Origin of the sequence: Paracoccus homiensis (genome assembly GCF_900111675.1) — a bacterium.
Taxonomy (GTDB): domain Bacteria; phylum Pseudomonadota; class Alphaproteobacteria; order Rhodobacterales; family Rhodobacteraceae; genus Paracoccus; species Paracoccus homiensis.
Genome location: NZ_FOHO01000009.1, coordinates 59,016 through 80,281, shown reverse-complemented (window position 1 = coordinate 80,281; position 21,266 = coordinate 59,016). Strand labels below are relative to the sequence as shown.

The window sequence follows — 21,266 nt, the reverse complement described above, 5'->3', positions numbered from 1 at the left end:
CCCAACATGTGCATAGGAGGGAGTTCCCTATGAAAATGGAACAGAACCGCCCGGAAATCAAGATGCCTGCCATCATGGGTGCAGGTGAAACGCTGACCATGAGCAGCCGCGAGATCGCGGATCTGGTCGAGGCGCGCCACGACAACGTCAAGCGGACCGTCGAAAGGCTGGCTGAAAAAGGGATCGTGACTTTTACTCCGGCGGAGGAAAAGTCCTCCGGGGGTCGTCCGGGCACGGTCTATCACGTCAACAAGCGCGACAGCTTCGTCGTTGTCGCACAGCTTTGCCCCGAATTCACCGCGCGCTTGGTGGATCGCTGGCAGCACCTTGAGAAAGAGAAGGCCAATGGCACCGCGGCCATGCTGACTGGCCCGCAGCTGATGGCGGCGGCGCTGATCGAGGCCGATGCAACCATGAAGGCGCAAGCGGAACAGATCGAGGTCATGAAGGAGGATGTTGCCGCGCATGAACGGCTGGTGAAGGCTGAGGGATCGCTGAACATCACCGAAGCAGCGAAGAACCTGGGCATGCGGCCCAAGGACCTGTTCGACTGGCTGTCGCACAACGGCTGGATCTACAAGCGGGCCGGGTCGGCAGGTTGGCTTGGTTATCAGCCGAAATGCAATCAGGGGCTATTGGAGCACAAAAGCACCACGGTTACGCGGGCAGATGGAAGCGAAAAGATCACCGAACAGGTTCGGGTGACGCCCAAGGGCTTGTCAGTTCTGGCGAAGCTAATCTTCCCGACTGTTCGTCAGATCGGGGGTGCGCAATGAATCGCCGCGAGATGATGGCCGCGCTGCCCGCTGCGGCGCTGGTTCCTGCTGCCGCGCTGTCGGGCGAGATCCTGCCGCCGATCACGGAAACGCCGGTCATGGCGCTCTACCGGAAATGGGAGTCGATTTTCGCTGTCCAGAACGGCGCGGAAGGGGAACGCCTGACTGAGGCGGAGCATGGTCGCCTCGATCGGCAGCGGTGGGCGCTTGAAGACGCGATTTTTGAAACGCCGCCGCAGAATGCAGCTGACGTTCTGGCAAAGGTCGCGGCGAGGTCGAACCTTGGGGATCACCCCCTGCCGGACATGAAGGAAAGCCCTGCGTTCTGGCAAGATCTAAGAGACGCCATCTTGACATGACCGGGGTTCAATCACTGATCACGCCGGATGATGTTCGCCGCCTCGTCCGGTACGACGCAGAGACGGGCCGCCTCTATTGGCTTCCCCGACCGCCGGAAATGTTCCCGACTGGTCGATACAGTACAGAAAGGCGCGCTGCCCTATGGAATAGTAGATGGGCAGGGAGGGAGGCATTCACTTCAGCCAGTCACGGATATCGGAGCGGGTTAATTTGCGATCGGAAGATGCAGGCTCACAGGGTTGCATGGGCGGTCATCCACGGTCGATGGCCGAATGGCGAGATCGATCATATCAATGGGGATCGCAGTGACAACAGGCTTGCCAATTTGCGAGAGGTGACCAAGCGCGAAAATCATCGCAACATGGCCATACGTAGCGACAACACATCAGGCGTTACGGGGGTCTACTGGGCTCGGGAAAAGGGCAAATGGGCAGCCTATATTAAGGCGGATAAGATGGTTGCGCTTGGGCGTTATGACACATTCGCGGAAGCTGTCGCGGCGAGGCGGGCGGCGGAAAAAGTTCTTGGGTATCATCCGAACCATGGGCGGCGATAATTCGCTCGACCGGGCAGAGTCCGAACCAACCGGGGTCCAATTCCCCTTATGTCCAGCCGCAGAGGGCTGATCTCACTCGGTCGAGCAAACGAAAGATACTCTCCCGCGAAGATGTTTTCAAGAAACCGGATCGGTCCTGGGCCGAGATGTTCCTGGGCTCGAACCCGCTGGATCGGTAACCGCCAACATATATCGCGAGTTGTGCGGTTCCTAACCTGCGCTTGACCCAGACAAGCGCAGGTTAGACATGACCGTCGAATCCACCAAGAATAAATCCGGCCCATTTAATGCAACCGGGGCTGGCGGGACCTTTCCGCGTGATTTCCTCATTCTTGATGAAGACCACCTGCGTGTCATTCGCGTTCGCGGCGAGATCGAGACGGACCTGACTGCGGGTGTCAGCCATACCGGCATCGGAGAAGCCAGCGGAACGGTGGTGGTCAGTTCCGGGTTGCGGGCCGGCGATCAGGTTTACTTGCTACGATCTGTCCCGAACCTGCAACGCTCGGACTATAATGCGCAAGGCAGGGTGCGCACGGATCAGGTTGAAACCGACCTCGATCTTCTGGAAATGCAGATTCAGGATCATGGCGAAGTTCTGGATCGTGCGCTGGTCGTTCCTGTCAGCGAGGAGATGCCCGGCGAAGAGGCGATGAGGGAATTTCTGCTCGCCGCTGAGAGATCGGCGGCGGCCGGTGCCGCTGCGATACGCGCGAACAATGCCGCCGATTTGGCTGAGGCAGCAGCCGGAATGGTGGTTCGTGATCCATACATCATCCTCGTCCTGGGACAGTCCCAGGCGCGCGGGAACGCGGGCAGCACCGGGGGCGATTACTCGACGCCAGAAGGCGTGTTCTTCTGGGACAACGACATGAGCGGCAACAGCTCGGCCAGCTTTGTCGAAGGCACCGCATGGCGGCAGGCCGCTTTCGGCACGCCGCCCCTGAATATCTGGAACGGCGGGCAAAGCCTCTATGCCAACAACCTCGCGCTGGCTGCGGCCCGGAAGGCGTGGAAACAAGGCTTCGCGGTCTATGTCATCCAGATCGCCATCGGCGGAACGCCCGCAGAAACCTTCATCACCGATGCCGGTCTTTCCGCAAACGGCTGGACCCGCACGGGCGGCGAGGACATGACCCCGTTCATGTATCCCGGCATCAGGACGGCTATCGACGCCGTGCCGGGCCGCGCCGGTAGTGCAGCAGACGCCCTGTTCTGGGTCCACGGCGGCGACAACGCATTCGAGTTGCCCGAGACCCATGCCAGCAAGGTTAAAGTTGTTTTCGATGAGCTGGAAACGGCGGGCCTGATCGACCAGCAGCAGACCCCGATTGTCAGTTCCCAACTGGCGACCTATGGCGAACGGACGACGAAGATCAAGCGCCATGCCGCGGCGATGTATTCCCTGCAATATCGCTGCCCGACCCTGCGCGTGGTCGAGACTGTCGGGATGGCGACGCATGACGGCATCCACGCCACGGGCCGCGCGATGGGCGAATGGGGCGCACGGTATTTCGACGCCACGATGACGCCGCCGGTCTATCAAAACCTGCTTGGCCGACCGCTGCCGATGGAGGCAAATCCCGACACGGGCTTCCTTGATTTCACCTATGCGCCCGCAATCGACAACGCCCGGGCCGCGCCATGGAACCCGGTCAGCACCGTGTCGGACGTGATGGATGCCTACGAGGACAGCATCCTCGGCTGGTGCTTCCGCCGCGCCGCCGGATCGCAGGGCGTCGTGGTCTGCCGCTACAAATGGGACAAGCCGACACGCGCCAAGGCGGTCATCGAGGTCGCCGCGCGGTCGTCCGGCACCTCTGCCATCGGCTGGCGCATCTATGAGTTCGGCGCGGATGGCGAATTGCTGGATCCGCCCTTCATAGGCCAGTGGTTCGAAAATAACGGGGCCTATCCATTCAACGGATCGGCCAGGTCCTTTTCGGTCGAGATCAATCCTTCAGGATCGTCAGGCCCCACCTTCCGGAATGAAACGCGCTATTGGACCTTCGGCCTGGTCTATGGCACCGGGACGGGTGACGATATTCGGTTCAACCTTCGCAGGTTCGACATCGAGCAGGTCACCACGGGCGGCGCATGGGTCAATGTGCTGGGCAGTCGAAGCCCGAATGCCGCCTATACCAATACCAACGATCACGAGGTCGAGGTCGCGCTGTCAGGCGTTCCGACCGCACAGCAGTTCGTTCAGGTTTCGGAAGATGGGTCGTCCTGGATCTCTGTCGGCAGGCTTTCCGCCGGCACGGGCGATACCTGCACCTTCACCGTGCCCATCGGCCATCAATACCGGATCAATGGCCCGGTCGAGACCCTGAATTTCTGGGCCGAGCGGAGGCGGTGATGTCGTGGGAACAGCTCATATCAGAGCTGGGTGGCGGCCTGCCAAGCGTCGTGATCGTGGGGCTGGCCTTCTGGGGCTGGAACCGCGACCGCGAAGTCACCCGGCAAAGCGACCTGCGCATTCAGGATCTGCACAAGGCCAACAAGGAGCACCAGGACCTGGCGCGGGAATTTGCCCGCAGTCTCGACGCGGCTGTCGATAGTTTGCGCAATGGTCGGGGGTGAGGCGATGCACATCTGGCCGTTTCGCAAGCGCCCGCAAGAGGTCGATTTCGAGAGCCAGCGCGAACTGGCGGAAATGGAAAACAGCACGCGAGAGGTTCGGGTGAAGGTCGATCAGTTCACCGCGCTTCTGGCTGAACTTACGGAAAAGAAGCGGGGTCAAAATGATCGTTGAATGGCTGGCATGGGGCATCGCCATCGGGCTCGCGGGGATGATGGCGCTTGTCATCCGGGGCTTTCTGCCGGTCGCGCTGCACAACAACGGATCGGCTGTATATCACCTCTCGATCGGCGTGATCCTGATCCTGATCGCCAGCGCGGCGCGTGCCCTTTACTGGGACGCCCTGCCGATGCTGCTGGACGCGATCCAGCCCGGCCTGTGGGCGCTGTGGCACCAGCATATCGGGCGGCCGCTGCCGAATATCGCGATGGGCCTGATCTTCGGCGCCGGCCTGCTGCACATGCTCAAGCTTTCGCTGCTGCTGATCCCGGAGCCGGACCGGTCCCGCTACTCGATGTGGTCGGCGCCGTTCTATCCGCAGCGCGTCTGCATCATCCGCGGCGTCGATGCGCTGCGCCGTGTTTGGAGGAAAGACCGATGAGAGCGAATACCGAAAAGGCACTGGCATGGATTGGCCTGTCCGAAGGCGGCTATGTGAACCATCCCGATGATCCGGGCGGGGCGACGGACCGCGGGATAACGCAGCGCACGTTCGACGCGTGGAACCGCAGCCAAGGGCGGCCCGCGCGACCCGTTCGCGGGATTTCCAAGTTCGAAGCCGAAGCGATCATCGTCTCGCAGTATTTCCAGCCGGTGCGGTTCGATGACCTACCTTCCGGTCTCGACTATGCCGTCGCTGACTGGTCGGTGAACAGCGGACCATCGAGGGCCGCGAAAGAGCTGCAGCGGATCGTCGGCGTGGCGCAGGATGGCGTCATCGGGCAACAGACCCTAGCCGCCGTGGCGCGGGGCAGCACGACCCAGATCATCAACGCGTATTGCGACCGCCGCATGTCTTTCCTGCGGTCCCTCAAGACCTGGGGCACCTTCGGACGCGGATGGTCGTCCCGCGTCCAGGCCGTGCGCGAACGCTCGATCGACATGGCGATGGGCGCGGATCGTCCCGACACGTCCACCGTTCCGCGCACGCCGAAAGCACCGGACGCGGACCGGGCAGAAAGCGCATGGATCAAGAAAGCGCTGGAAGAACCGGCGGTGTGGATTCCCGCAGCCGGGGGCGTCCTGTCCGGTCTGACGGACGGCGACGGGCCGATGCAATGGGCCTTGGCCGCCGTGATCGTGGTGGGCGCTGTCTATGCGGCCACGAGGCTGCTGAAGAAGGCGGGCGCGTGATGCGCGCCTATCTCGCAGCTGGTGCGCTGGCGGCGGTTCTGTCCGCGCTGGGGCTGGCCTACTGGCAAGGGCGCGGGGCTGGCGAGGCCGACCGTCTGCGCGATCACATCAGCACAAGGGAACGGATGGATGAAGTGGATACTAGCTTTGACGGCTGTGGCTGGTTTGACCGCCTGCGTGAAGCCTGCGAGTGACGGCGCGATCTGCGCTGGCCTCAAGCGCCCCGTTGCCGAACTGCGCGGGTCGCTGATGGCGCATCCCGAAACCCCGCAGGACGTGGGCGAGGCCGGGACGCGCGTTGTGCTGCTGACCGAAGCCGGGTGCCGGTGAGGGCGCGGCGGGTGTGGCCGTATTGGGCGCGGATCATCAGGCCGAAGTAGGCCAGTCGGCGGGGCGGTATGATACGAGGTAGGCGCGGACTAGTCGGACGCTGCGGCCATCGGCGGGGGTTCTGGATGATCTGGCTCGGCCGCAGGCAGTCGGCGAGGACCTTGGACTTTCCGAAGATGAAGCAGCGTAGTGAGGCGACCCCCCCTGCAAGAATTCCTCGGGGGTGAAATTGCTTCGAGGAATAACGCGCATTTGTGGAGGTCCGAAGCTCAATGCATCGGATCTCCACTGATTTGCTATTTAGCGATCATCCTCAGAACAGGAAAACGTCGTCTCTCAGATCCGACAGTGCATCAACATTCTCGACGATGAGTTTGTGTTTGCCATCCAGATCAAACACAGCATTGCCGCCCTTTATTTCTGCATCGCGAAATAGCTGCGCTTTGCTGCCAGAGTAGAAGTCCCGGTCGATCTTGATTGTGTCCACATCATCTTGGAAGTCAGTGATGCGGTCACGTCCCCCGGTGAAGATGAATTTATCGGCGCCTGCGTCGCCGGTCAGAGTGTCAGAGCCTTTGCCGCCATCGATAACGTCGTTTCCTCGGCCACCGCTGATAAGATCATTTCTATCACCGCCCCACAGTCTGTCGTGACCGCCACCGCCTAGGATCGTATCGTCACCTTGCCCTCCAAAGACATGGTCTGCCCCCGCGTTGCCAAATAGGCGATCTGGGCCTCCCTGTCCGTAGATAGTATCGTTACCACTGCCGCCGTAGACGACGTCGTCCAAATCTCGCCAAAAAAATGGATCGTCAAACGCGCCTTCATACACGGGGGTGCCGGCGAAAATCACATCGTGACCGGTTCCGCCGTATATATTGTTCGCGCCCTCTGGTGCGCGGACTGTATCGTTACCTGCGCCGCCGTCGATTCGATCACCCGCCGTGCCAAAAGGAGCGTCCCAATAGGTCGGGTGTTCGCGGCTGAAGCTCCAAGACCTTACGATGATCAGGTCATCGCCAGCATGCCCATTGATGTAACGGTGGGGCAAATTGTTATGATAGAAGGTAGTTATTTTATCATCAAATTTGGTCCCATCGACGTATTCACCGTCGGGGTAAACCCGAATCACAGCCATTTTTTGCTCCGAAAACAAACCTTTATTTTGTTATCGATATGAATGCGTCCAATCAAGCAGATTTGGCTTACTCTTCGATGTGTTCGCATCGGGCTTTGCATTCCCCCTTAAACCCAAAATCGCTACGGGTACGGGGTCCTTTCATTTCGCGCTGTTTCACCACCGCATCGATCACGCGTAACAACCCGCGCTCAATCGAAATGTTTGCCCGCGCAGGCGCGGTGTCGACCGGCCGCGACGTTCTTGCGGTCTATGTCGCCTGGACTGGCCCGCGCTGACCGCTTGCGCTTTTGTTCTGCATTCGTTCTTGTCGAGCGATGCGAATCCACACCCCGTTTTTCGCGCGCGACACGGCGCTGTTCATCATCTGGGCGCATCCTCCCAAGGGGGAGCCCTACACCTTGGCTGCGGGCGGCTTGCGGGCGATGAATGCCGCTTGGCCGACCGTCCAGGATGAGGCGCGGGACTGCGAACTGACGCTGCAGCACGGGGCGCGGGTGATTAGGAGCCGGGATCCGGTGGGGAGGTGATGCGCGTGAGATCTGACTTTTTCGGCCTTGTGTAGCAATCGCACCAGACCAAAAATGAACTTTGGTCAGTGAAGGAAAAAGACTCACGAAATCGTCAGCTGCGTGCCAATCTCTCGGAATGACAGAGATTCGTCTTCCCCTAACAATCGTTTACGAGACACAGGCACCTGTGGCTGTTCGCGATGTGATCGCCGCGCTATCTTCCGCTGACGAGATAGCGAGCGATGTGGCGTCATTGCTTCCAGGGCTAATAGATGGCTTAATCGTAGAGCGAAGTTCGCTAAACGTTCGTGTCGTGAAAGAGGGCTCGCTTCGCGAGGCGTTGTTTCTCGCAATACTAGTTACCTATCAGGACGACCTGTCGAAGGAGGTGCCCCCCATGCTTGAACGCATCTTCGACGTGACGGTCAGCGATAAGTACGACACATTGGCAACTGTGGTTTTTCTTACCGTTCTCTTCTATGGGGCTGGCCTTGCTGTAGATGCGGCGAAGAAAGCTTTTAGTGACAGCCTGCCGCGACAGAAGCTTGATGAACTGATTGATGTTTTGGCAAGGGAAACAGGCAAACCCGCCTCCGACATTCGCAGTCAGGTAGAGGCTCGGTTTAGGAAACCAGCCGCCGCAAAGCGCGTGGTCAAATCCGCCAAGGAATTTTTCTTGCCCAGCCAGAGACAGAGTAACGCCCCTGTGAGTTTTGATCGCGACCGAGTCCCTTCGGAAGTGATCCGCGAAATCCCGTATCCTAGTGCAGCCGATAAAGAGCAAGACTTCGACAGATACATACCCAAGTATGATGTTGAGTTGGAGCTTCATGCACAGGACAAAGATAAGCGGGCGACGGGATGGGCTGCCATTGCCAAAGATGTGTCAGATGAGCGGCTAAAGTTGCGGTTTGTTGATCCTGTTCGGCCCGCCGATTTATGGCAGAAGGAAACAGCCCGCGCGGATATAGTGGTGGTGTCAAAGCTCACATCAGAAGGCTATGTTCCCGCAGAGTTACAAGTCATTGCTGTGCATTCGGCCAGTTAGAGGCGAACTTCGCTCATCCCAATTGCGGATAAGCACTGCAAGAGGATCGCCGCGCTGAATTTGCCGCGGGACAGCTTATTGCGAGTACTGCAGATTTGCCGCTATGGCCCTGTTCGCTGAACGCCTAACACCCTCACGAAGCCACTTGTCGGACCATCTTCGTCATCCGCGAAATATTGTTCAGCTTCCAGTTCGGTCTCTGCCCAATTCAAGAGAATCATGCCTTTGCCTTTCCGGGGTAGGATTGGCGTTTCCCACTTTCCCGATTCGTTTACGGTATGTCTGTGGGACAAAATTCCTGTATTGTATTGATCTGTTTCAGTTTAGGTGGGATTCAAAATCCGCCGGAGCAATCCATGCCGGTTCGAGTCCGGCCTCGGGTACCAAGCTTCCAGACTGAACGCGCAAGGCCGACTGGGTTCCAGCCGGCCTTTTGCATGTCCGGATAACGGGATGCGGCTTGCGATGGGCGCACACGCTATCTAGGTGTTGCCGAAAGCGCCGTTTCGGGCCTGATCACAGGAGATATCTGATGGACCTTCCCCACACGCAGGAGCCGCGCCTGACCTCGCTGTCACATGGCGGGGGATGCGGCTGCAAGATCGCGCCGGGCGTGCTGACCGGCCTGTTGCGCGGCACCGCGATGCTGCCCGTGCCCGAGGAACTGATGGTCGGGATCGAAACCTCGGACGATGCTGCGGTCTATCGGCTGAACGACCGGCAGGCCCTTGTCGCGACCACCGATTTCTTCATGCCCATCGTCGATGACCCGCTGGATTTCGGCCGCATCGCCGCGACCAACGCGATCAGCGACGTCTACGCGATGGGCGCCACTCCGATCATGGCGCTGTCGCTGGTCGGCATGCCGATCAATACGCTGTCGGGCGAAACCATCGCGCGTATCCTGGAGGGTGGCGCGATGGCCTGTCGCGACGCGGGCATTCCCATCGGTGGTGGCCATACGATCGATTCCGTCGAGGCGATCTATGGCCTTGTCGCCTTGGGTCTGATTGATCCCGACCACGTAAAACGCAATGCCGGCGCGCGTCCGGGTGATGTGTTGATCCTTGGCAAGCCGCTTGGGGTCGGCATCATGTCCGCCGCGTTGAAACAAGGGCAGCTTGGCGACGAGGGTTACGCACGCATGATCGGGGCGACCACGCGGTTGAACACGCCCGGCCCCGATCTGGCGCGGATGGACGCCGTGCATGCGATGACCGATGTGACCGGGTTCGGGCTTGCCGGGCACGCGCTGGAAATGGCGCGCGGATCGGGCTGCGGGTTGCAGTTGGACTGGTCTGCCGTGCCGCTGTTGCAGGATGCGCGCGATCTTGCGGGACAGGGCTTTGTCACCGGCGCCTCGGGCCGTAACTGGGCCAGCTATGGCGGCGATGTCGAACTGGCGGCAGGCTTTGCCGATGTCGATCAGGCGCTTCTGTCGGATCCGCAGACCAGTGGTGGCTTGTTGGTCGCCTGCGCCCCCGACAGCGCCGAGGCAGTGCTGACGACCTTCCGCGATCATGGCTTTGCCGAGGCCGCGGTCATCGGTCGCGCGGTAGAAGGGCCGGGACGCCTGCAGGTCGCCTAGGCCCACGAAAAGGGCCGCCGCGACATTATCGCGGCGGCCCATGTCATCGGCGATCCGGACGATCAGCCTGCGTTCGGCGCCAGTTTGCCGTTGCGCTGCTGGATCATCATGAAGGTATCGAAGGTGTATTCCGCGGTCTGGGCATACAGATACCAGTCGTTGCGGAATTCCAGCATGGCTTCATACTGGGTCTTGAACCATTCATTTTCGGCCGACAGTTCCGCATAGACTTCGTTCGCGGCGTCGAAGGATGCGGTCAGGATTTCCTCGCTGAACGGACGCAGCTGCGCACCGGCGGCAACCAGTTCCTTTAGCGCGGGCGGGTTCTTGCTGTCGTATTTCGCCTGCATGTTCTGGTCGGTGGCCTGCGCGCAGGTGCGAACCAGGGACTTGTAGGTATCGGGCAGCTGATCCCACTGAGCCTTGTTGAAGAAGAAGCTGACCGTCGGCCCGCCTTCCCAGAAACCCGGATAATAGTAATAGGGCGCGACCTTCTGGAAGCCCAGCTTGCTGTCGTCATAGGGGCCGACGAACTCGGTAGCGTCGATGGTACCCTTTTCCAGCGCCGCATAGATGTCGCCACCGGCGATCTGCTGCGGCACCACGCCCAGCTTGCTGAGAACGCGCCCGGCCAGACCTGCGATCCGCATCTTCAGCCCCTGAAGATCGGCGACGGTGTTGATTTCCTTGCGATACCAGCCGCCCATCTGGGTGCCGGTATTGCCGCCCGGGAAGCTGACCAGATTGTACTGTTCCAGGAACTCGTTGTAACGCTCAAGCCCGCCGCCGTGGTAGTTATAGGCAGCCTTCGCACGACCCGAGAAGGTGAAGGGCAGATCGGCGCCGCAGGCGAATGCCGGGTCCTTGCCCCAGTTGTAATAGCCGACCGAATGCGCACATTCGACGGTGCCGTCGGTGGCTGCATTGATCGCGTCCAGACCGGGAACGATCTCGCCGGCGGCAAAGACCTGAAGCTTGAACTTGCCGTCTGTCGCCTCTTCCAGGCGCTTGGCGAATTCCGGTGCGCCGCCATAGATCGTGTCCAGCGAGGTCGGGAAGGACGATGCCATGCGCCAGTTGATGCTGGGCATGTCCTGCGCGATCGCGGGCGCGGCCAATGCCGTTCCGCCAGCCGCCGCCGCTGCGCCGCCGATCGAGGCACGCGTCAAAAAGGAACGACGGTCCAGGTTTTTGGATTCTTTCATTTAAACTCCCTCCGCATCGGGTGGTTGGGCCAATGGACCCTGTATTCGACCACCCAGCATGGGGCCGCAGTTTAATCGCGGATGCCCGGCTGTCGAGGGGGCAAACCCGTTGATCGGGATGAATTTTGGATCGGATTTTCACGCATTCCGCGATGGGATCCAGATGCCGCAACGTCACCATGAAAAACGCCCCCGCCCGGAATGCGGGCAGGGGCGCGGTGCAGATCGACCGTTCAGGTCTTAGCGCAGGATCGAGCGGCCGGCATATTCCGCGGTCGCGCCCAGCATCTCTTCGATGCGGATCAACTGGTTGTATTTCGCCAGACGGTCCGAACGGGCCAGCGAGCCGGTCTTGATCTGACCGCAATTGGTGGCGACGGCCAGATCGGCGATTGTCGCGTCCTCGGTCTCGCCCGAGCGATGCGACATCACGCTGGTAAAGCCCGCGCGGTCGGCCATGCGCACGGCGTCCAGCGTTTCCGACAGGGTGCCGATCTGGTTCACCTTCACCAGCAGGCTGTTGCCGCAGCCCTTGGCAATGCCGTCGGCCAGGCGCGCGGGGTTGGTCACGAACAGATCGTCACCGACCAGCTGCACCTTGTCGCCCAGCTTGTCGGTCAGCATCTTCCAGCCGTCCCAGTCATCCTCGGAACAGCCATCCTCGATCGACAGGATCGGGTAGTCGGCGCACAAAGCGGCCAGGTATTCCACATTCTCGGCCGGGCTCAGCGATGCACCTTCGCCCTTCATCTCGTATTTGCCGTTCCTGAAATACTCGGTCGAGGCACAGTCCAGCGCCAGCATGATATCGTCGCCGGGCTTGTAGCCCGCCTTTTCGACGGCTTTCAGGATGAAATCCAGCGCGTCGCGGGTGCTGGACAGGTTCGGCGCAAAGCCGCCTTCATCACCGATCCCGGTGGACAGGCCCGCCGCCGACAGTTCCTTTTTCAGCGTGTGGAACACTTCCGAACCCATGCGGACGGCCTCGCGGATGTTTTCCGCGCTGACCGGCATGATCATGAATTCCTGAATGTCGATCGGGTTGTCGGCATGTTCGCCGCCATTGATGATGTTCATCATCGGCACCGGCAGCAGCCGGGCCGAGGTGCCACCGATATAGCGGTACAGCGGCTGGCCCGTCGCTTCGGCCGCGGCCTTCGCCACCGCCATGGACACGCCCAGAATTGCGTTCGCACCCAGACGGCCCTTGTTCGGCGTGCCGTCCAGTTCGATCATCAGCGCGTCGATGGCGCGCTGTTCGGTGGCGTCTTCGCCGACCAGGTTTTCCGCGATCTCGCCATTGACGGCGGCAACCGCTTCCAGAACGCCCTTGCCCATATAGCGCGACTTGTCGCCGTCGCGACGTTCGACCGCCTCATGGGCACCGGTGGACGCGCCCGAGGGGACCGCCGCGCGACCCATGATGCCGTCTTCCAGCGTCACATCGACCTCGACGGTCGGATTGCCGCGGCTGTCGAGAATTTCACGTGCGTAGATGTCGATGATGGCGGTCATAGGCCCCTCCGTTGACTGACGTTAGCGCCTACATAGCTGCCCCAAGGGCAGGCCGAAAGCCGCAATTTCTAGGGCAGCCGGATTTGTGCCCAGATCGGCAGGTGATCCGAGGCATTGCGCGCATCCGCGCCCGAAAAGACGCCGTGGCGAATGACCTGAATGTCGCGCGACATCGCCATGCGGTCCAACCGCAATTGCGGCATCGGGGCGGGATAGGACGGGCCCGGCGCGATCACCTGAAACCCCGCAAGCGATTCCAGCCCGCGATCGTCGCGCCATTCGTTGAAATCGCCCATCATCACGATATGGTCCTCTGCGATCCGCGCGGCCTGCGCCGTGATCCGGGTCAGCTGCGCGCGTCGCGACGACCGCGCAAGCCCCAGATGCATCGCGATCACCGTCAACCCTTCCAGGCGCAACGCAAGCGCGCCGCGAGGCTCGATCCCCGGCAAGGGCAGGCGGCGCAGTCGGGCGGTTGCGGCAATGTCAGGGCGCAGCAGGATCGTCTGACCATGCCAGCCCAGGGAATTCGTGCCCGTGCGCCCGACGATATCCAAGGGCACCAGCCCGGTCATTTCCGCGATCAGGCCGCGCGGCAATGCCTCGGGGCGGGCGCCAAAGCGGAAATCCACTTCCTGCAGGGCGATCAGATCGGGTTGCAGGGCATGGATGACCGAAAGGTTCCGTTCCGGTGCATGGGGGCCGGTCAGCCCCCGGCACTTGTGCAGGTTATAGCTTGCAAGCTTCAGAACTGTCACAGGTCTTCCTCGTCACCCGAAACCGACGATATCCTGCCAGCGGCCACGTGCAAGCCGCGATCACGTTCCGCAGAATGTCTGGCTGACCACCTGTTCCGGCCGTGGTGCCAAGGCCAGATCGGCCCATTCGCGGCGTTCCTCGCGCAGGTTCGTCAGGGCGACCGACAGGCGATGGAAGGGCGCGAAATCGCCGTTGCTTGCGGCCGTGATCGCCGCCTCGATCTGATGGTTGCGGGGGATCCTGCGCGGATTGGCCGTCGCGATCAGATCCCTGTCGGGGCCTTGCGCGCACCACGTGCGGATCCATGCGTCAAAGGGGGCAGGATCGGTGAATTCATGCCGTGCGGTGCCATCCGTCAGCCCCGCGAAGACGCGGGTGAAATCGGCACGCTGCCGCGCCATGACGGTCAACAGTTCTTCGGCCAGTGGTTGGATCTGCGGGTTTTCGACAAGGCCCAGCTTTGCCCCGAAGCGGCGCAGCCACGCTGCCTGATACAGCGGCGCGAAATCATGCACAGCCTTGGTCGCGGCCTCGATCGCGCTGTCCTGTTCCCCCATCAGCGGGATCAGGCTGCTGGCGAATTGCGCCAGATTCCAAACCGCGATCTGTGGCTGTTGCGCCCAGGCATAGCGGCCCATCCGGTCGATCGAGGAAAACACCGTGTCGGGGTGATAACCATCCATGAAGGCGCAGGGCCCGTAATCGATCGTCTCGCCCGAAATGGCCATGTTGTCGGTATTCATGACGCCGTGAATGAAGCCCAGACCCATCCATTGCGCGATCGTATCGGCCTGCCGTGCGACAACCTGCTGCAACAGCGTCAGGGGGCCGTCGGCGGTGGGGTAATGGCGCGAAATCACGTGATCGGTCAGCGCGGTCAGCGCGGCCTCGTTTCCGCGCACGGCAAAGAACTGGAAGGTGCCGACGCGGATATGGCTGGCGGCCACACGCGTCAGAACGCCGCCCGGACGCCCGGCTTCGCGCCACACCGTTTCGCCGGTCGACACGGCGGCAAGTGCCCGCGTGGTCGGTACATCCATCGCCGCCATGAATTCGCTGACCAGATATTCGCGCAGCACCGGGCCGACCCATGCGCGCCCGTCACCGCGGCGCGAGAATGGCGTCTTGCCGCAGCCCTTCAGCTGGATGTCATGGCGCTGCCCGTCGGGCGAGACGACCTCGCCCAGCAGCACCGCACGCCCGTCGCCCAGTTGGGGGACGAAGCCACCGAACTGATGGCCCGCATAGGCCTGTGCGATCGGATCGGCCCCTTGCGGCAGGTCGTTGCCGGCCAGCATCGCGATACCTTCGGGCCCGCGCAGCCAGTCCGGATCAAGCCCCATCGCGCGCGCAAGGGGCTCATTCAGGGCGATCAGGCTGGGCGCGGCCACAGGCGTCGGGCGCACGCGGGCGAAAAAGCCGTCTGGAAGCCGGGCATAGCTGTTGTCGAAATGGATCATCGCGACCTCCTTTGGTTCCTACATAGGGGGCCGGGCCGGGTTTGCCATCCCCGCGACCCGCTTGCGCCGCGCGTCACATCGGTCTAGTGCGATCCGCAAAGGAGCGCTGTGATGAAATTTCTGGACCTGGCGAAAGTCTATATCCGTTCGGGCGGCGGTGGCGCGGGATGCGTGTCCTTCCGCCGCGAGAAATTCATCGAATATGGCGGACCGGATGGCGGGGATGGCGGCAAGGGCGGCGATGTCTGGGCCGAGGCCGTGGACGGGCTGAACACGCTGATCGATTTCCGCTATCAGCAGCATTTCTTCGCCAAGTCCGGCCAACATGGCATGGGCAGCCAGATGACCGGAAAATCGGGCGACGATATCGTGCTGAAGGTGCCGGTCGGCACCGAGATCCTGGAAGAGGACGAGGATACCGTCATCGCCGACCTGACCGAGGTGGGGCAGCGGGTGTTGCTGGCCAAGGGCGGGAATGGCGGCTGGGGCAACCTGCATTTCAAGACCTCGACCAACCGCGCGCCGCGCAATGCAAATCCGGGTCAGTCGGGGATCGAGCGTACGATCTGGCTGCGGCTGAAGCTGATTGCCGACAGCGGCCTTCTGGGTCTGCCGAATGCCGGGAAATCGACCTTCCTTGCAGCGGTGTCGAATGCCCGGCCCAAGATCGCAGATTATCCCTTTACCACGCTGCATCCCAATCTGGGCGTTGTCGGGGTCGATGGTTATGAATTCGTGATGGCCGATATTCCGGGCCTGATCGAAGGCGCAAGCGAGGGTCGCGGCCTTGGCGACCAGTTTCTGGGCCATGTGGAACGCAGCAATGTCCTGCTGCATCTGGTCGATGGCACCTCCGAGGATGTGGCAGGCGATGCCCGCACCATCCTGAACGAGCTGGATGCCTATTCGCCGGTCCTGATGGACAAGCCGCGCGTGACCGCCCTGAACAAGATTGACGCGCTTGACGATGAGACCATCGCCGAACGCAAGGCTGCGCTAGAGGCCGAAATCGGCGGCCCGGTGCATCTGATGTCCGGCGTCGCCAAAATCGGCGTGACCGAGGTTCTGCGGGCGCTGTGGGTCGAAATCGCGCCCAGCCGCAAGGGCGAAGATCAGGAACCCGACGCACCATGGCAGCCCTAGCACCGTCGCTGACCGGCGCAAGACGGCTGGTCGTCAAGATCGGCTCGGCCCTGCTGGTCGGGCCGACCGGGCTGAATGCGGATTGGCTGCGTGGGCTGTGCGACGATGTGGCCGATCTGCGCGGGCAGGGGATCGATGTCGTTCTGGTCTCTTCGGGGTCGATCGCGCTGGGGCGGCGGGTGCTGGACCTGCCGGCAGGGGCCCTGTCGCTGGAACAGGCACAGGCAGCGGCGGCCGTCGGGCAGATCCGGCTGGCCCGCGCCTATGAAGAGGCGCTGGCCCCGCATGGCGTCAAGACCGCCCAGATCCTGCTGACCCTGGAAGACAGCGCGGATCGCCGCCGCTACCTGAACAGCCGCGCGACGTTGCAGACGCTGCTGTCGCTGGGGGTCGTTCCCATCGTCAATGAAAACGACACCGTCGCCACCGATGAAATCCGCTTTGGCGACAATGACCGACTGGCCGCCCAGATCGCCGTCACCTGCGGCGCGGATCAGCTGTTGCTGCTGTCCGATGTCGACGGGCTGTACACCGCGAACCCCAAGACCGACCCGACCGCACGGCACCTGCCGGTGATCGACCAGCTGACGCCCGAAATAGAGGCGATGGGTGGCGATCCGGTATCCGGCCTGTCGAAGGGCGGGATGAAGACGAAACTGATGGCCGCGCGCACCGCCATTGCCGGGGGCTGCGCGATGGCCATTGCCGAAGGATCGGTCTTGCGGCCGTTGTCGGCTGTCATCGACGGGGCGCGTTGCAGTTGGTTCCTGCCGGAAAACGACCCGCAACTGGCGCGAAAACGCTGGATCGCGGCGATGAAGCCAAAGGGCAGCCTGCAGATCGACCAGGGCGCCGCCGATGCGCTGCGTCGTGGCAAATCGCTGTTGCCCGCCGGGGTGCGCGTGGTTCAGGGCGATTTCGGTCGCGGCGAGCCGGTGCAGATCACCGGCCCCTCGGGCGAAACGCTGGCGACCGGGCTGACCCGCTATACTTCGGACGAGGCGCGGCAGATCGTGGGCCATCATTCAGCCCGGATCGCGGAAATATTGGGTTATCCGGGCCGCGCCGCGCTGATCCATCGCGACGATATGGCGGTCTAGGATGGCGCATCTGGAAATCACCTATTGCACCGGCTGCAACTGGCTTCTGCGCGCGGGCTGGTATGCGCAGGAATGCCTGTCGACCTTCGGCACGGCGCTGCGCGTCACCATCATTCCCGATGACAGCGGCGGCGTCTTTCGCGTCGAGCTGGACGGCACGCAGATCTGGGAACGCAAGGCGGATGGCGGATTTCCCGACATCCGCACGCTGAAACAACGCATCCGCGACCAGATCGAGCCCGAGCGGTCGCTGGGGCATCTGGATCGGCACTAGCGGTCAGGCGATCTTCTTCTTGCGCCCGATGATGCGTGGCCCGGTGACGCCCTGCCGCAGACGCGGCGCATCCGGTCCCGGTTTCGGAAGGGCCAGCACCCGGTCGCGAAGCAGGGAAATCGCCTCGTCACCGCTGCGCGGTAATGTGGTGGGATCGACCGGCTGACCGATGGTCACGCGATAGGGCTGACGCGCCTTGTTCAGCACCTCGTTGAACAGGGTCACATCGCGCAGCGTCGGATGGATCGCGTCCAGCAGATAGAACAGGATCGAGTTCCGCGCCCGGATATGCAGCGGGATGATCGGCACGTCGAATTTCCGTGCGATCATCGCCGCGCTGGCCATCCAGGGTCGTTCATGCAGCGTCAGACCATGCCGTTTCGCAAGACGACCCGAGGGGAAGATCAGGCCGATCCGACCCGATTCCAGCGCGGTTCGGGTGTAATCCATCGTTGCCTTTGTCTTGGCGTGACTGCGCTTTTCCAGCCGCCATTCGACGCCCGCGATCATATCGGCCGTCTGCGGCAGGACGCGGATCATGTCGTGATTGGCATAGATGAACAGATCGTCGCGCAGGTTCGAAATGACCGAGTGCATGACGATCCCGTCAGCGATCCCGGTCGGGTGGTTCGACACGATCAGCGCCGGCCCCGAGGCCGGGATATGTTCCAGCCCTTCGACCTGAACATCGCGGACGATCAGGCGGCTGACGCGGCGCATGATCTCATCGGTCGGCAGGTCGCGAAATTCGGACGCAAGCTTGATGGTGCGCGGATATCGCAGCAGCCGCATCATGACAGTCTGGGCGATCCGGTGATGCGGCTTTCCGGAATAAAGCCACGGTGCCCGCTCGGCGATCAGCGGGTCCAGCCTGGCCTGCATATCGGCCTTTGGATCGGCATGTGCGTTGTCCATTTCGCCTATCTTGCCCCGCTCCATGACCGCTCGCAAGCTGTTCATTATTTCGCCTCCAGCATGCGCGACACCATTTCGCGCAGATTACGGCTGATGTCGGTCAAACCCGCAACCCGCTGCAATTGTTCCCGAACCAGCTGTTGCCGGTTTTCATCATACCTGGGCCAGGTCTCGAAGGCGGTGGACATGCGCGCCGCGATCTGCGGATTGACGGCATCCACGCGCATCAGCCAATCGGCGGTAAAGGCATAGCCCGCGCCGCCTGCGTGGTGGAAACCGGCATGATTGGCGGCCAGACCGCCCAGAAGCGCACGGAACCGGTTGGGGTTCTTCCAGTCGAAATCCTGCCGCTGCGACAGGCGTTCGGCAATGGCGGCTGCGTCGTCGGACGGGGCCGCCATGACCTGAACCGAAAACCACTTGTCCATGACCAGCCTGTTGTCGCCGAATTCATCCAGCATGGCATCCAGTGCCGCCTGTCCGCGACCTCGGCGGATCAGGCAGGCCAGCGCGGCCATGCGTTCGGTCATGTTGCCGGCGGTGCCGAACAGAACCTCGGCCCGGTCGCCGCCATCGATCCGGTTCAGCAAACCCAGCGCGGCAATGCGCAGCGACCGTTTCGCCGCCGGTTGGGCATCGGGCGAATAGGGGCCATCGACCGCCATGTCCTGATACAGCCGATCCAGCAGCTCGTGATTGGCCTGGGCCAAGCGCGTTGCCAGACCGTCGCGGGCGGCGTGAATCGCATCGGGGTCGGGAACGTGACCCAGCGAGGACAGCCGGGTCGCGATCTCTTCTTCGCCGGGCAGGTTCAGGCACAGCGCCCGGAAGGCGGGATCGGTCGCATCCTCGGCGGCCAGTCGCGCGACGGACCCGATGAAATCGTCGCCCGCGTCCTGCCCCTGCGCCAGCGCGGTCAGCGCGGACAGTGCCAATTCTCGCCCGGCCTCCCAGCGGCTGAACGGATCGGTGTCATGCGCCAGCAGGAAGGCACGCGTCGCATCGTCGATCTGTCGATGCAGCACGACGGGCGCCGAAAACCCGCGCAGCACGGACACGACCGGCCTGGCCCCCAACCCGTCAAACGAGAAACTTTGCCGCGCTTCGGTCATCTCAAGCACGCGGGTCGCCGCAACCTCATCGCCATTGGGGCCGATCAGCCCGGTCGCGATGGGGATGACGCGCGGCGGCTTGTGGTCCTGGCCCGGTGTCGGCGGAGTCTGCTGTTCGAAATGCAGGACCAGACCGCCCTTGCCGTCCCATTCCTCGGTCATGGTCAGATGCGGGGTCCCGGCATCCGTGTACCAGCGTTTGAACTGCGTCAGGTCGCGCCCGGTCGCATCCTCGAAGACCTTCAGCCAGTCCTCGATCGTGGCAGCGTCGCCATCGTGGCGATCAAAATACAGGTCCAGCGCCCTGGCATAGCCCTCATCGCCAACCAATCGTTTCAGCATGCCGATCACCTCGGCACCCTTTTCATAGACGGTCGCGGTGTAGAAATTGTTGATCTCTTCATAATGGTCGGGGCGGACCGGATGCGCCAGCGGTCCCTGATCCTCGCGGAACTGGCGGGCACGCAGCGTCTGGACATCGGCGATCCGCTTGACCGGGGCGCTGCGCATGTCGCTGGTGAATTGCTGATCGCGAAAGACGGTCAGCCCTTCTTTCAGGCACAGCTGGAACCAGTCGCGGCAGGTGATGCGATTGCCGGTCCAGTTGTGGAAATATTCATGGGCGATCACCGCCTCGATCCGTTCGTAATCCAGATCGGTCGCGGTTTCGGGGCTGGCCAGCACCAGTTTCGAGTTGAAGATGTTCAACCCCTTGTTTTCCATCGCCCCCATGTTGAAATCATCGACGGCAACGATGTTGAATACATCCAGATCGTATTCGCGGCCATAGACCTGTTCATCCCATTTCATGGATTTGATCAGCGATTCCATGGCAAAACCCGCGCGAGTTTCGTCGCCCGGACGGACCCAGACATTCAGCGCCACATCGCGGCCCGATGCCGTCTGGAACGCGTCGCTGATCGCACGCAGATCGCCGGCGACAAGGGCAAACAGATAGGCCGGCTTGGGCCAGGGGTCGTGCCATTCGGCAAAGCCCTGGCGCGTTTCGACCGGGTTGCCGTTCGACAGCAGCACAGGCAGATCGGAATGAATGCGGACGCGGAAGGGCGCCATCACATCGGGGCGGTCGGGATAGAAGGTGATATGGCGAAAGCCCTCGGCCTCGCATTGGGTGCAGAACATCCCGCCCGACAGGTAAAGCCCTTCGAACGCGGTATTCGCCGAGGGGTCGATGCGGACCGTGGTGGCAAGCGTGAAGGGCCCGTCCGGCAGTGCGGCGGCGGCGATGGTCAGGCGTTCGTCATCGCGGCTGACATGGGCGGGATCCGGCTCTTGCCCGTCGATGCCCAGGGCGATCAGTCGCAACCCCTTGCCGCCGTCAAGAACCAGATCGGCGTTCTGATCCACAGGGCTCAGTGCCAGTTCGGCCCGAACCTCGGTGTCGTCGGGGTTCAGAACGAAGGTCAATCGCGTCTCTTCAACCGCAAACGGGTAGGGACGATAGTTCGACAGATATTGTACGGGGTGCTTCTCGGCCTGGGTCATTGTCTTCCTCTGCCTCAAAAAAGCGTCATCAGATC

The 21,266-nt window shown here is 62.1% G+C and carries 24 protein-coding genes; 16 read left to right on the top strand and 8 right to left on the bottom strand.

Features of this window, described 5'->3' with window-relative positions:
• The first annotated feature begins 29 nt into the window (after positions 1-29).
• From BMX67_RS12870 to BMX67_RS19595, 10 genes are all read left to right on the top strand, one after another.
• Positions 30-776 (top strand): phage antirepressor KilAC domain-containing protein, encoded by a 747-nt coding sequence (locus BMX67_RS12870; RefSeq protein WP_217645852.1) that lies wholly within the window; start codon positions 30-32, stop codon positions 774-776.
• Positions 773-1,135: a hypothetical protein gene (locus BMX67_RS12865; protein ID WP_139206516.1), complete on the top strand. Its 363-nt coding sequence runs from the start codon at positions 773-775 to the stop codon at positions 1,133-1,135. The genes BMX67_RS12870 and BMX67_RS12865 overlap by 4 nt, the downstream gene beginning before the upstream one ends.
• Positions 1,132-1,692 (top strand): HNH endonuclease signature motif containing protein, encoded by a 561-nt coding sequence (locus tag BMX67_RS20020; RefSeq protein WP_090735668.1) that lies wholly within the window; start codon positions 1,132-1,134, stop codon positions 1,690-1,692. The genes BMX67_RS12865 and BMX67_RS20020 overlap by 4 nt, the downstream gene beginning before the upstream one ends.
• Positions 1,693-1,939: 247 nt before the next feature.
• On the top strand, positions 1,940-4,051 hold the full coding sequence (locus BMX67_RS12855; protein WP_090735666.1) for a sialate O-acetylesterase: 2,112 nt from the start codon (positions 1,940-1,942) through the stop codon (positions 4,049-4,051).
• Positions 4,051-4,275 (top strand): hypothetical protein, encoded by a 225-nt coding sequence (locus BMX67_RS12850; protein ID WP_090735663.1) that lies wholly within the window; start codon positions 4,051-4,053, stop codon positions 4,273-4,275. Before BMX67_RS12855 ends, BMX67_RS12850 begins: the two co-directional genes overlap by 1 nt.
• A gap of 4 nt (positions 4,276-4,279) precedes the next feature.
• On the top strand, positions 4,280-4,447 hold the full coding sequence (locus BMX67_RS19610) for a hypothetical protein (RefSeq protein WP_175479899.1): 168 nt from the start codon (positions 4,280-4,282) through the stop codon (positions 4,445-4,447).
• The gene (locus BMX67_RS19605; RefSeq protein WP_175479898.1) at positions 4,437-4,874 is read left to right on the top strand and encodes a hypothetical protein; all 438 of its coding nucleotides are present in this window, start codon (positions 4,437-4,439) and stop codon (positions 4,872-4,874) included. Before BMX67_RS19610 ends, BMX67_RS19605 begins: the two co-directional genes overlap by 11 nt.
• Positions 4,871-5,626 (top strand): glycoside hydrolase family 108 protein, encoded by a 756-nt coding sequence (locus BMX67_RS19600; protein WP_175479897.1) that lies wholly within the window; start codon positions 4,871-4,873, stop codon positions 5,624-5,626. The genes BMX67_RS19605 and BMX67_RS19600 overlap by 4 nt, the downstream gene beginning before the upstream one ends.
• Complete coding sequence (locus tag BMX67_RS12840; RefSeq protein WP_090735659.1) at positions 5,626-5,820, top strand: hypothetical protein; 195 nt, start codon at positions 5,626-5,628, stop codon at positions 5,818-5,820. The genes BMX67_RS19600 and BMX67_RS12840 overlap by 1 nt, the downstream gene beginning before the upstream one ends.
• On the top strand, positions 5,804-5,956 hold the full coding sequence (locus tag BMX67_RS19595; RefSeq protein WP_175479896.1) for a hypothetical protein: 153 nt from the start codon (positions 5,804-5,806) through the stop codon (positions 5,954-5,956). Before BMX67_RS12840 ends, BMX67_RS19595 begins: the two co-directional genes overlap by 17 nt.
• A gap of 313 nt (positions 5,957-6,269) precedes the next feature.
• On the opposite strand, the gene BMX67_RS12835 is transcribed toward BMX67_RS19595, so the two are convergent.
• The gene (locus tag BMX67_RS12835; RefSeq protein WP_090735657.1) at positions 6,270-7,094 is read right to left on the bottom strand and encodes a calcium-binding protein; all 825 of its coding nucleotides are present in this window, start codon (positions 7,092-7,094) and stop codon (positions 6,270-6,272) included.
• Positions 7,095-7,411: 317 nt separating this feature from the next.
• Between BMX67_RS12835 and BMX67_RS12830 the strand changes: the two genes are divergently transcribed.
• Together BMX67_RS12830 and BMX67_RS12825 are read left to right on the top strand one after the other, a co-directional pair.
• Entirely contained in the window at positions 7,412-7,624 is a 213-nt protein-coding gene (locus tag BMX67_RS12830) for a hypothetical protein (RefSeq protein WP_090735654.1), read from the top strand.
• Between the two features lie 118 nt (positions 7,625-7,742).
• Positions 7,743-8,654, top strand: a complete 912-nt coding sequence (locus BMX67_RS12825) for a hypothetical protein (protein ID WP_139206515.1) — start codon at positions 7,743-7,745, stop codon at positions 8,652-8,654.
• On the opposite strand, the gene BMX67_RS19900 is transcribed toward BMX67_RS12825, so the two are convergent.
• A complete protein-coding gene (locus tag BMX67_RS19900) occupies positions 8,651-8,728 on the bottom strand; it encodes a DUF6471 domain-containing protein (protein ID WP_281249171.1) in 78 nt (25 codons plus the stop codon). The two genes, BMX67_RS12825 and BMX67_RS19900, sit on opposite strands and share 4 nt — an antisense overlap.
• Positions 8,729-9,186: 458 nt before the next feature.
• On the opposite strand from BMX67_RS19900, the gene selD reads away from it, so the two are divergent.
• On the top strand, positions 9,187-10,242 hold the full coding sequence (gene selD / locus BMX67_RS12820) for a selenide, water dikinase SelD (protein WP_090735650.1): 1,056 nt from the start codon (positions 9,187-9,189) through the stop codon (positions 10,240-10,242).
• Positions 10,243-10,304: 62 nt separating this feature from the next.
• On the opposite strand, the gene BMX67_RS12815 is transcribed toward selD, so the two are convergent.
• The 4 genes from BMX67_RS12815 to BMX67_RS12800 form a co-directional block, all read right to left on the bottom strand.
• Positions 10,305-11,429 carry a TRAP transporter substrate-binding protein gene (locus BMX67_RS12815; RefSeq protein WP_090735851.1) on the bottom strand — a complete coding sequence of 375 codons (1,125 nt, stop codon included), beginning with the start codon at positions 11,427-11,429 and terminating at the stop codon, positions 10,305-10,307.
• A 258-nt stretch (positions 11,430-11,687) separates the two neighbouring features.
• A complete protein-coding gene (gene eno / locus BMX67_RS12810) occupies positions 11,688-12,962 on the bottom strand; it encodes a phosphopyruvate hydratase (RefSeq protein WP_090735648.1) in 1,275 nt (424 codons plus the stop codon).
• A 68-nt stretch (positions 12,963-13,030) separates the two neighbouring features.
• Positions 13,031-13,720: an endonuclease/exonuclease/phosphatase family protein gene (locus BMX67_RS12805; RefSeq protein ID WP_090735644.1), complete on the bottom strand. Its 690-nt coding sequence runs from the start codon at positions 13,718-13,720 to the stop codon at positions 13,031-13,033.
• Positions 13,721-13,780: 60 nt separating this feature from the next.
• On the bottom strand, positions 13,781-15,181 hold the full coding sequence (locus BMX67_RS12800; RefSeq protein WP_090735640.1) for a protein adenylyltransferase SelO: 1,401 nt from the start codon (positions 15,179-15,181) through the stop codon (positions 13,781-13,783).
• A 111-nt stretch (positions 15,182-15,292) separates the two neighbouring features.
• On the opposite strand from BMX67_RS12800, the gene obgE reads away from it, so the two are divergent.
• Genes obgE through BMX67_RS12785 form a run of 3 tightly spaced genes read left to right on the top strand, consistent with a single transcriptional unit; the run spans position 15,293 to position 17,698 of the window.
• Positions 15,293-16,324 (top strand): GTPase ObgE, encoded by a 1,032-nt coding sequence (obgE, locus tag BMX67_RS12795; RefSeq protein WP_090735638.1) that lies wholly within the window; start codon positions 15,293-15,295, stop codon positions 16,322-16,324.
• A complete protein-coding gene (proB, locus tag BMX67_RS12790; protein ID WP_090735635.1) occupies positions 16,312-17,424 on the top strand; it encodes a glutamate 5-kinase in 1,113 nt (370 codons plus the stop codon). Before obgE ends, proB begins: the two co-directional genes overlap by 13 nt.
• 1 nt (position 17,425) lies before the next feature.
• Entirely contained in the window at positions 17,426-17,698 is a 273-nt protein-coding gene (locus BMX67_RS12785) for an Rdx family protein (protein WP_090735632.1), read from the top strand.
• A gap of 3 nt (positions 17,699-17,701) precedes the next feature.
• On the opposite strand, the gene BMX67_RS12780 is transcribed toward BMX67_RS12785, so the two are convergent.
• Both BMX67_RS12780 and pepN read right to left on the bottom strand, forming a co-directional pair.
• Positions 17,702-18,613 (bottom strand): 1-acyl-sn-glycerol-3-phosphate acyltransferase, encoded by a 912-nt coding sequence (locus BMX67_RS12780; protein ID WP_245739445.1) that lies wholly within the window; start codon positions 18,611-18,613, stop codon positions 17,702-17,704.
• 44 nt (positions 18,614-18,657) lie between these two features.
• Complete coding sequence (gene pepN / locus BMX67_RS12775) at positions 18,658-21,231, bottom strand: aminopeptidase N (protein ID WP_090735629.1); 2,574 nt, start codon at positions 21,229-21,231, stop codon at positions 18,658-18,660.
• Between the last annotated feature and the right edge of the window lie 35 nt (positions 21,232-21,266).

What these genes read in the sequence shown, in the direction of transcription:
- BMX67_RS12870 (WP_217645852.1), top strand. Translation starts at nt 30, where the DNA reads ATGAAAATGGAACAGAACCGCCCGGAAATCAAGATGCCTGCCATCATG.
- BMX67_RS19605 (WP_175479898.1), top strand. Translation starts at nt 4,437, where the DNA reads ATGATCGTTGAATGGCTGGCATGGGGCATCGCCATCGGGCTCGCGGGG.
- BMX67_RS12835 (WP_090735657.1), bottom strand. Translation starts at nt 7,094, where the DNA reads ATGGCTGTGATTCGGGTTTACCCCGACGGTGAATACGTCGATGGGACC.
- BMX67_RS12850 (WP_090735663.1), top strand. Translation starts at nt 4,051, where the DNA reads ATGTCGTGGGAACAGCTCATATCAGAGCTGGGTGGCGGCCTGCCAAGC.
- BMX67_RS19610 (WP_175479899.1), top strand. Translation starts at nt 4,280, where the DNA reads ATGCACATCTGGCCGTTTCGCAAGCGCCCGCAAGAGGTCGATTTCGAG.
- BMX67_RS12855 (WP_090735666.1), top strand. Translation starts at nt 1,940, where the DNA reads ATGACCGTCGAATCCACCAAGAATAAATCCGGCCCATTTAATGCAACC.
- selD (WP_090735650.1), top strand. Translation starts at nt 9,187, where the DNA reads ATGGACCTTCCCCACACGCAGGAGCCGCGCCTGACCTCGCTGTCACAT.
- BMX67_RS12865 (WP_139206516.1), top strand. Translation starts at nt 773, where the DNA reads ATGAATCGCCGCGAGATGATGGCCGCGCTGCCCGCTGCGGCGCTGGTT.
- BMX67_RS12830 (WP_090735654.1), top strand. Translation starts at nt 7,412, where the DNA reads ATGCGAATCCACACCCCGTTTTTCGCGCGCGACACGGCGCTGTTCATC.
- obgE (WP_090735638.1), top strand. Translation starts at nt 15,293, where the DNA reads ATGAAATTTCTGGACCTGGCGAAAGTCTATATCCGTTCGGGCGGCGGT.
- BMX67_RS19600 (WP_175479897.1), top strand. Translation starts at nt 4,871, where the DNA reads ATGAGAGCGAATACCGAAAAGGCACTGGCATGGATTGGCCTGTCCGAA.
- BMX67_RS12825 (WP_139206515.1), top strand. Translation starts at nt 7,743, where the DNA reads ATGACAGAGATTCGTCTTCCCCTAACAATCGTTTACGAGACACAGGCA.
- eno (WP_090735648.1), bottom strand. Translation starts at nt 12,962, where the DNA reads ATGACCGCCATCATCGACATCTACGCACGTGAAATTCTCGACAGCCGC.
- BMX67_RS12800 (WP_090735640.1), bottom strand. Translation starts at nt 15,181, where the DNA reads ATGATCCATTTCGACAACAGCTATGCCCGGCTTCCAGACGGCTTTTTC.
- pepN (WP_090735629.1), bottom strand. Translation starts at nt 21,231, where the DNA reads ATGACCCAGGCCGAGAAGCACCCCGTACAATATCTGTCGAACTATCGT.
- BMX67_RS12785 (WP_090735632.1), top strand. Translation starts at nt 17,426, where the DNA reads ATGGCGCATCTGGAAATCACCTATTGCACCGGCTGCAACTGGCTTCTG.
- BMX67_RS12780 (WP_245739445.1), bottom strand. Translation starts at nt 18,613, where the DNA reads ATGGACAACGCACATGCCGATCCAAAGGCCGATATGCAGGCCAGGCTG.
- proB (WP_090735635.1), top strand. Translation starts at nt 16,312, where the DNA reads ATGGCAGCCCTAGCACCGTCGCTGACCGGCGCAAGACGGCTGGTCGTC.
- BMX67_RS20020 (WP_090735668.1), top strand. Translation starts at nt 1,132, where the DNA reads ATGACCGGGGTTCAATCACTGATCACGCCGGATGATGTTCGCCGCCTC.
- BMX67_RS12840 (WP_090735659.1), top strand. Translation starts at nt 5,626, where the DNA reads ATGCGCGCCTATCTCGCAGCTGGTGCGCTGGCGGCGGTTCTGTCCGCG.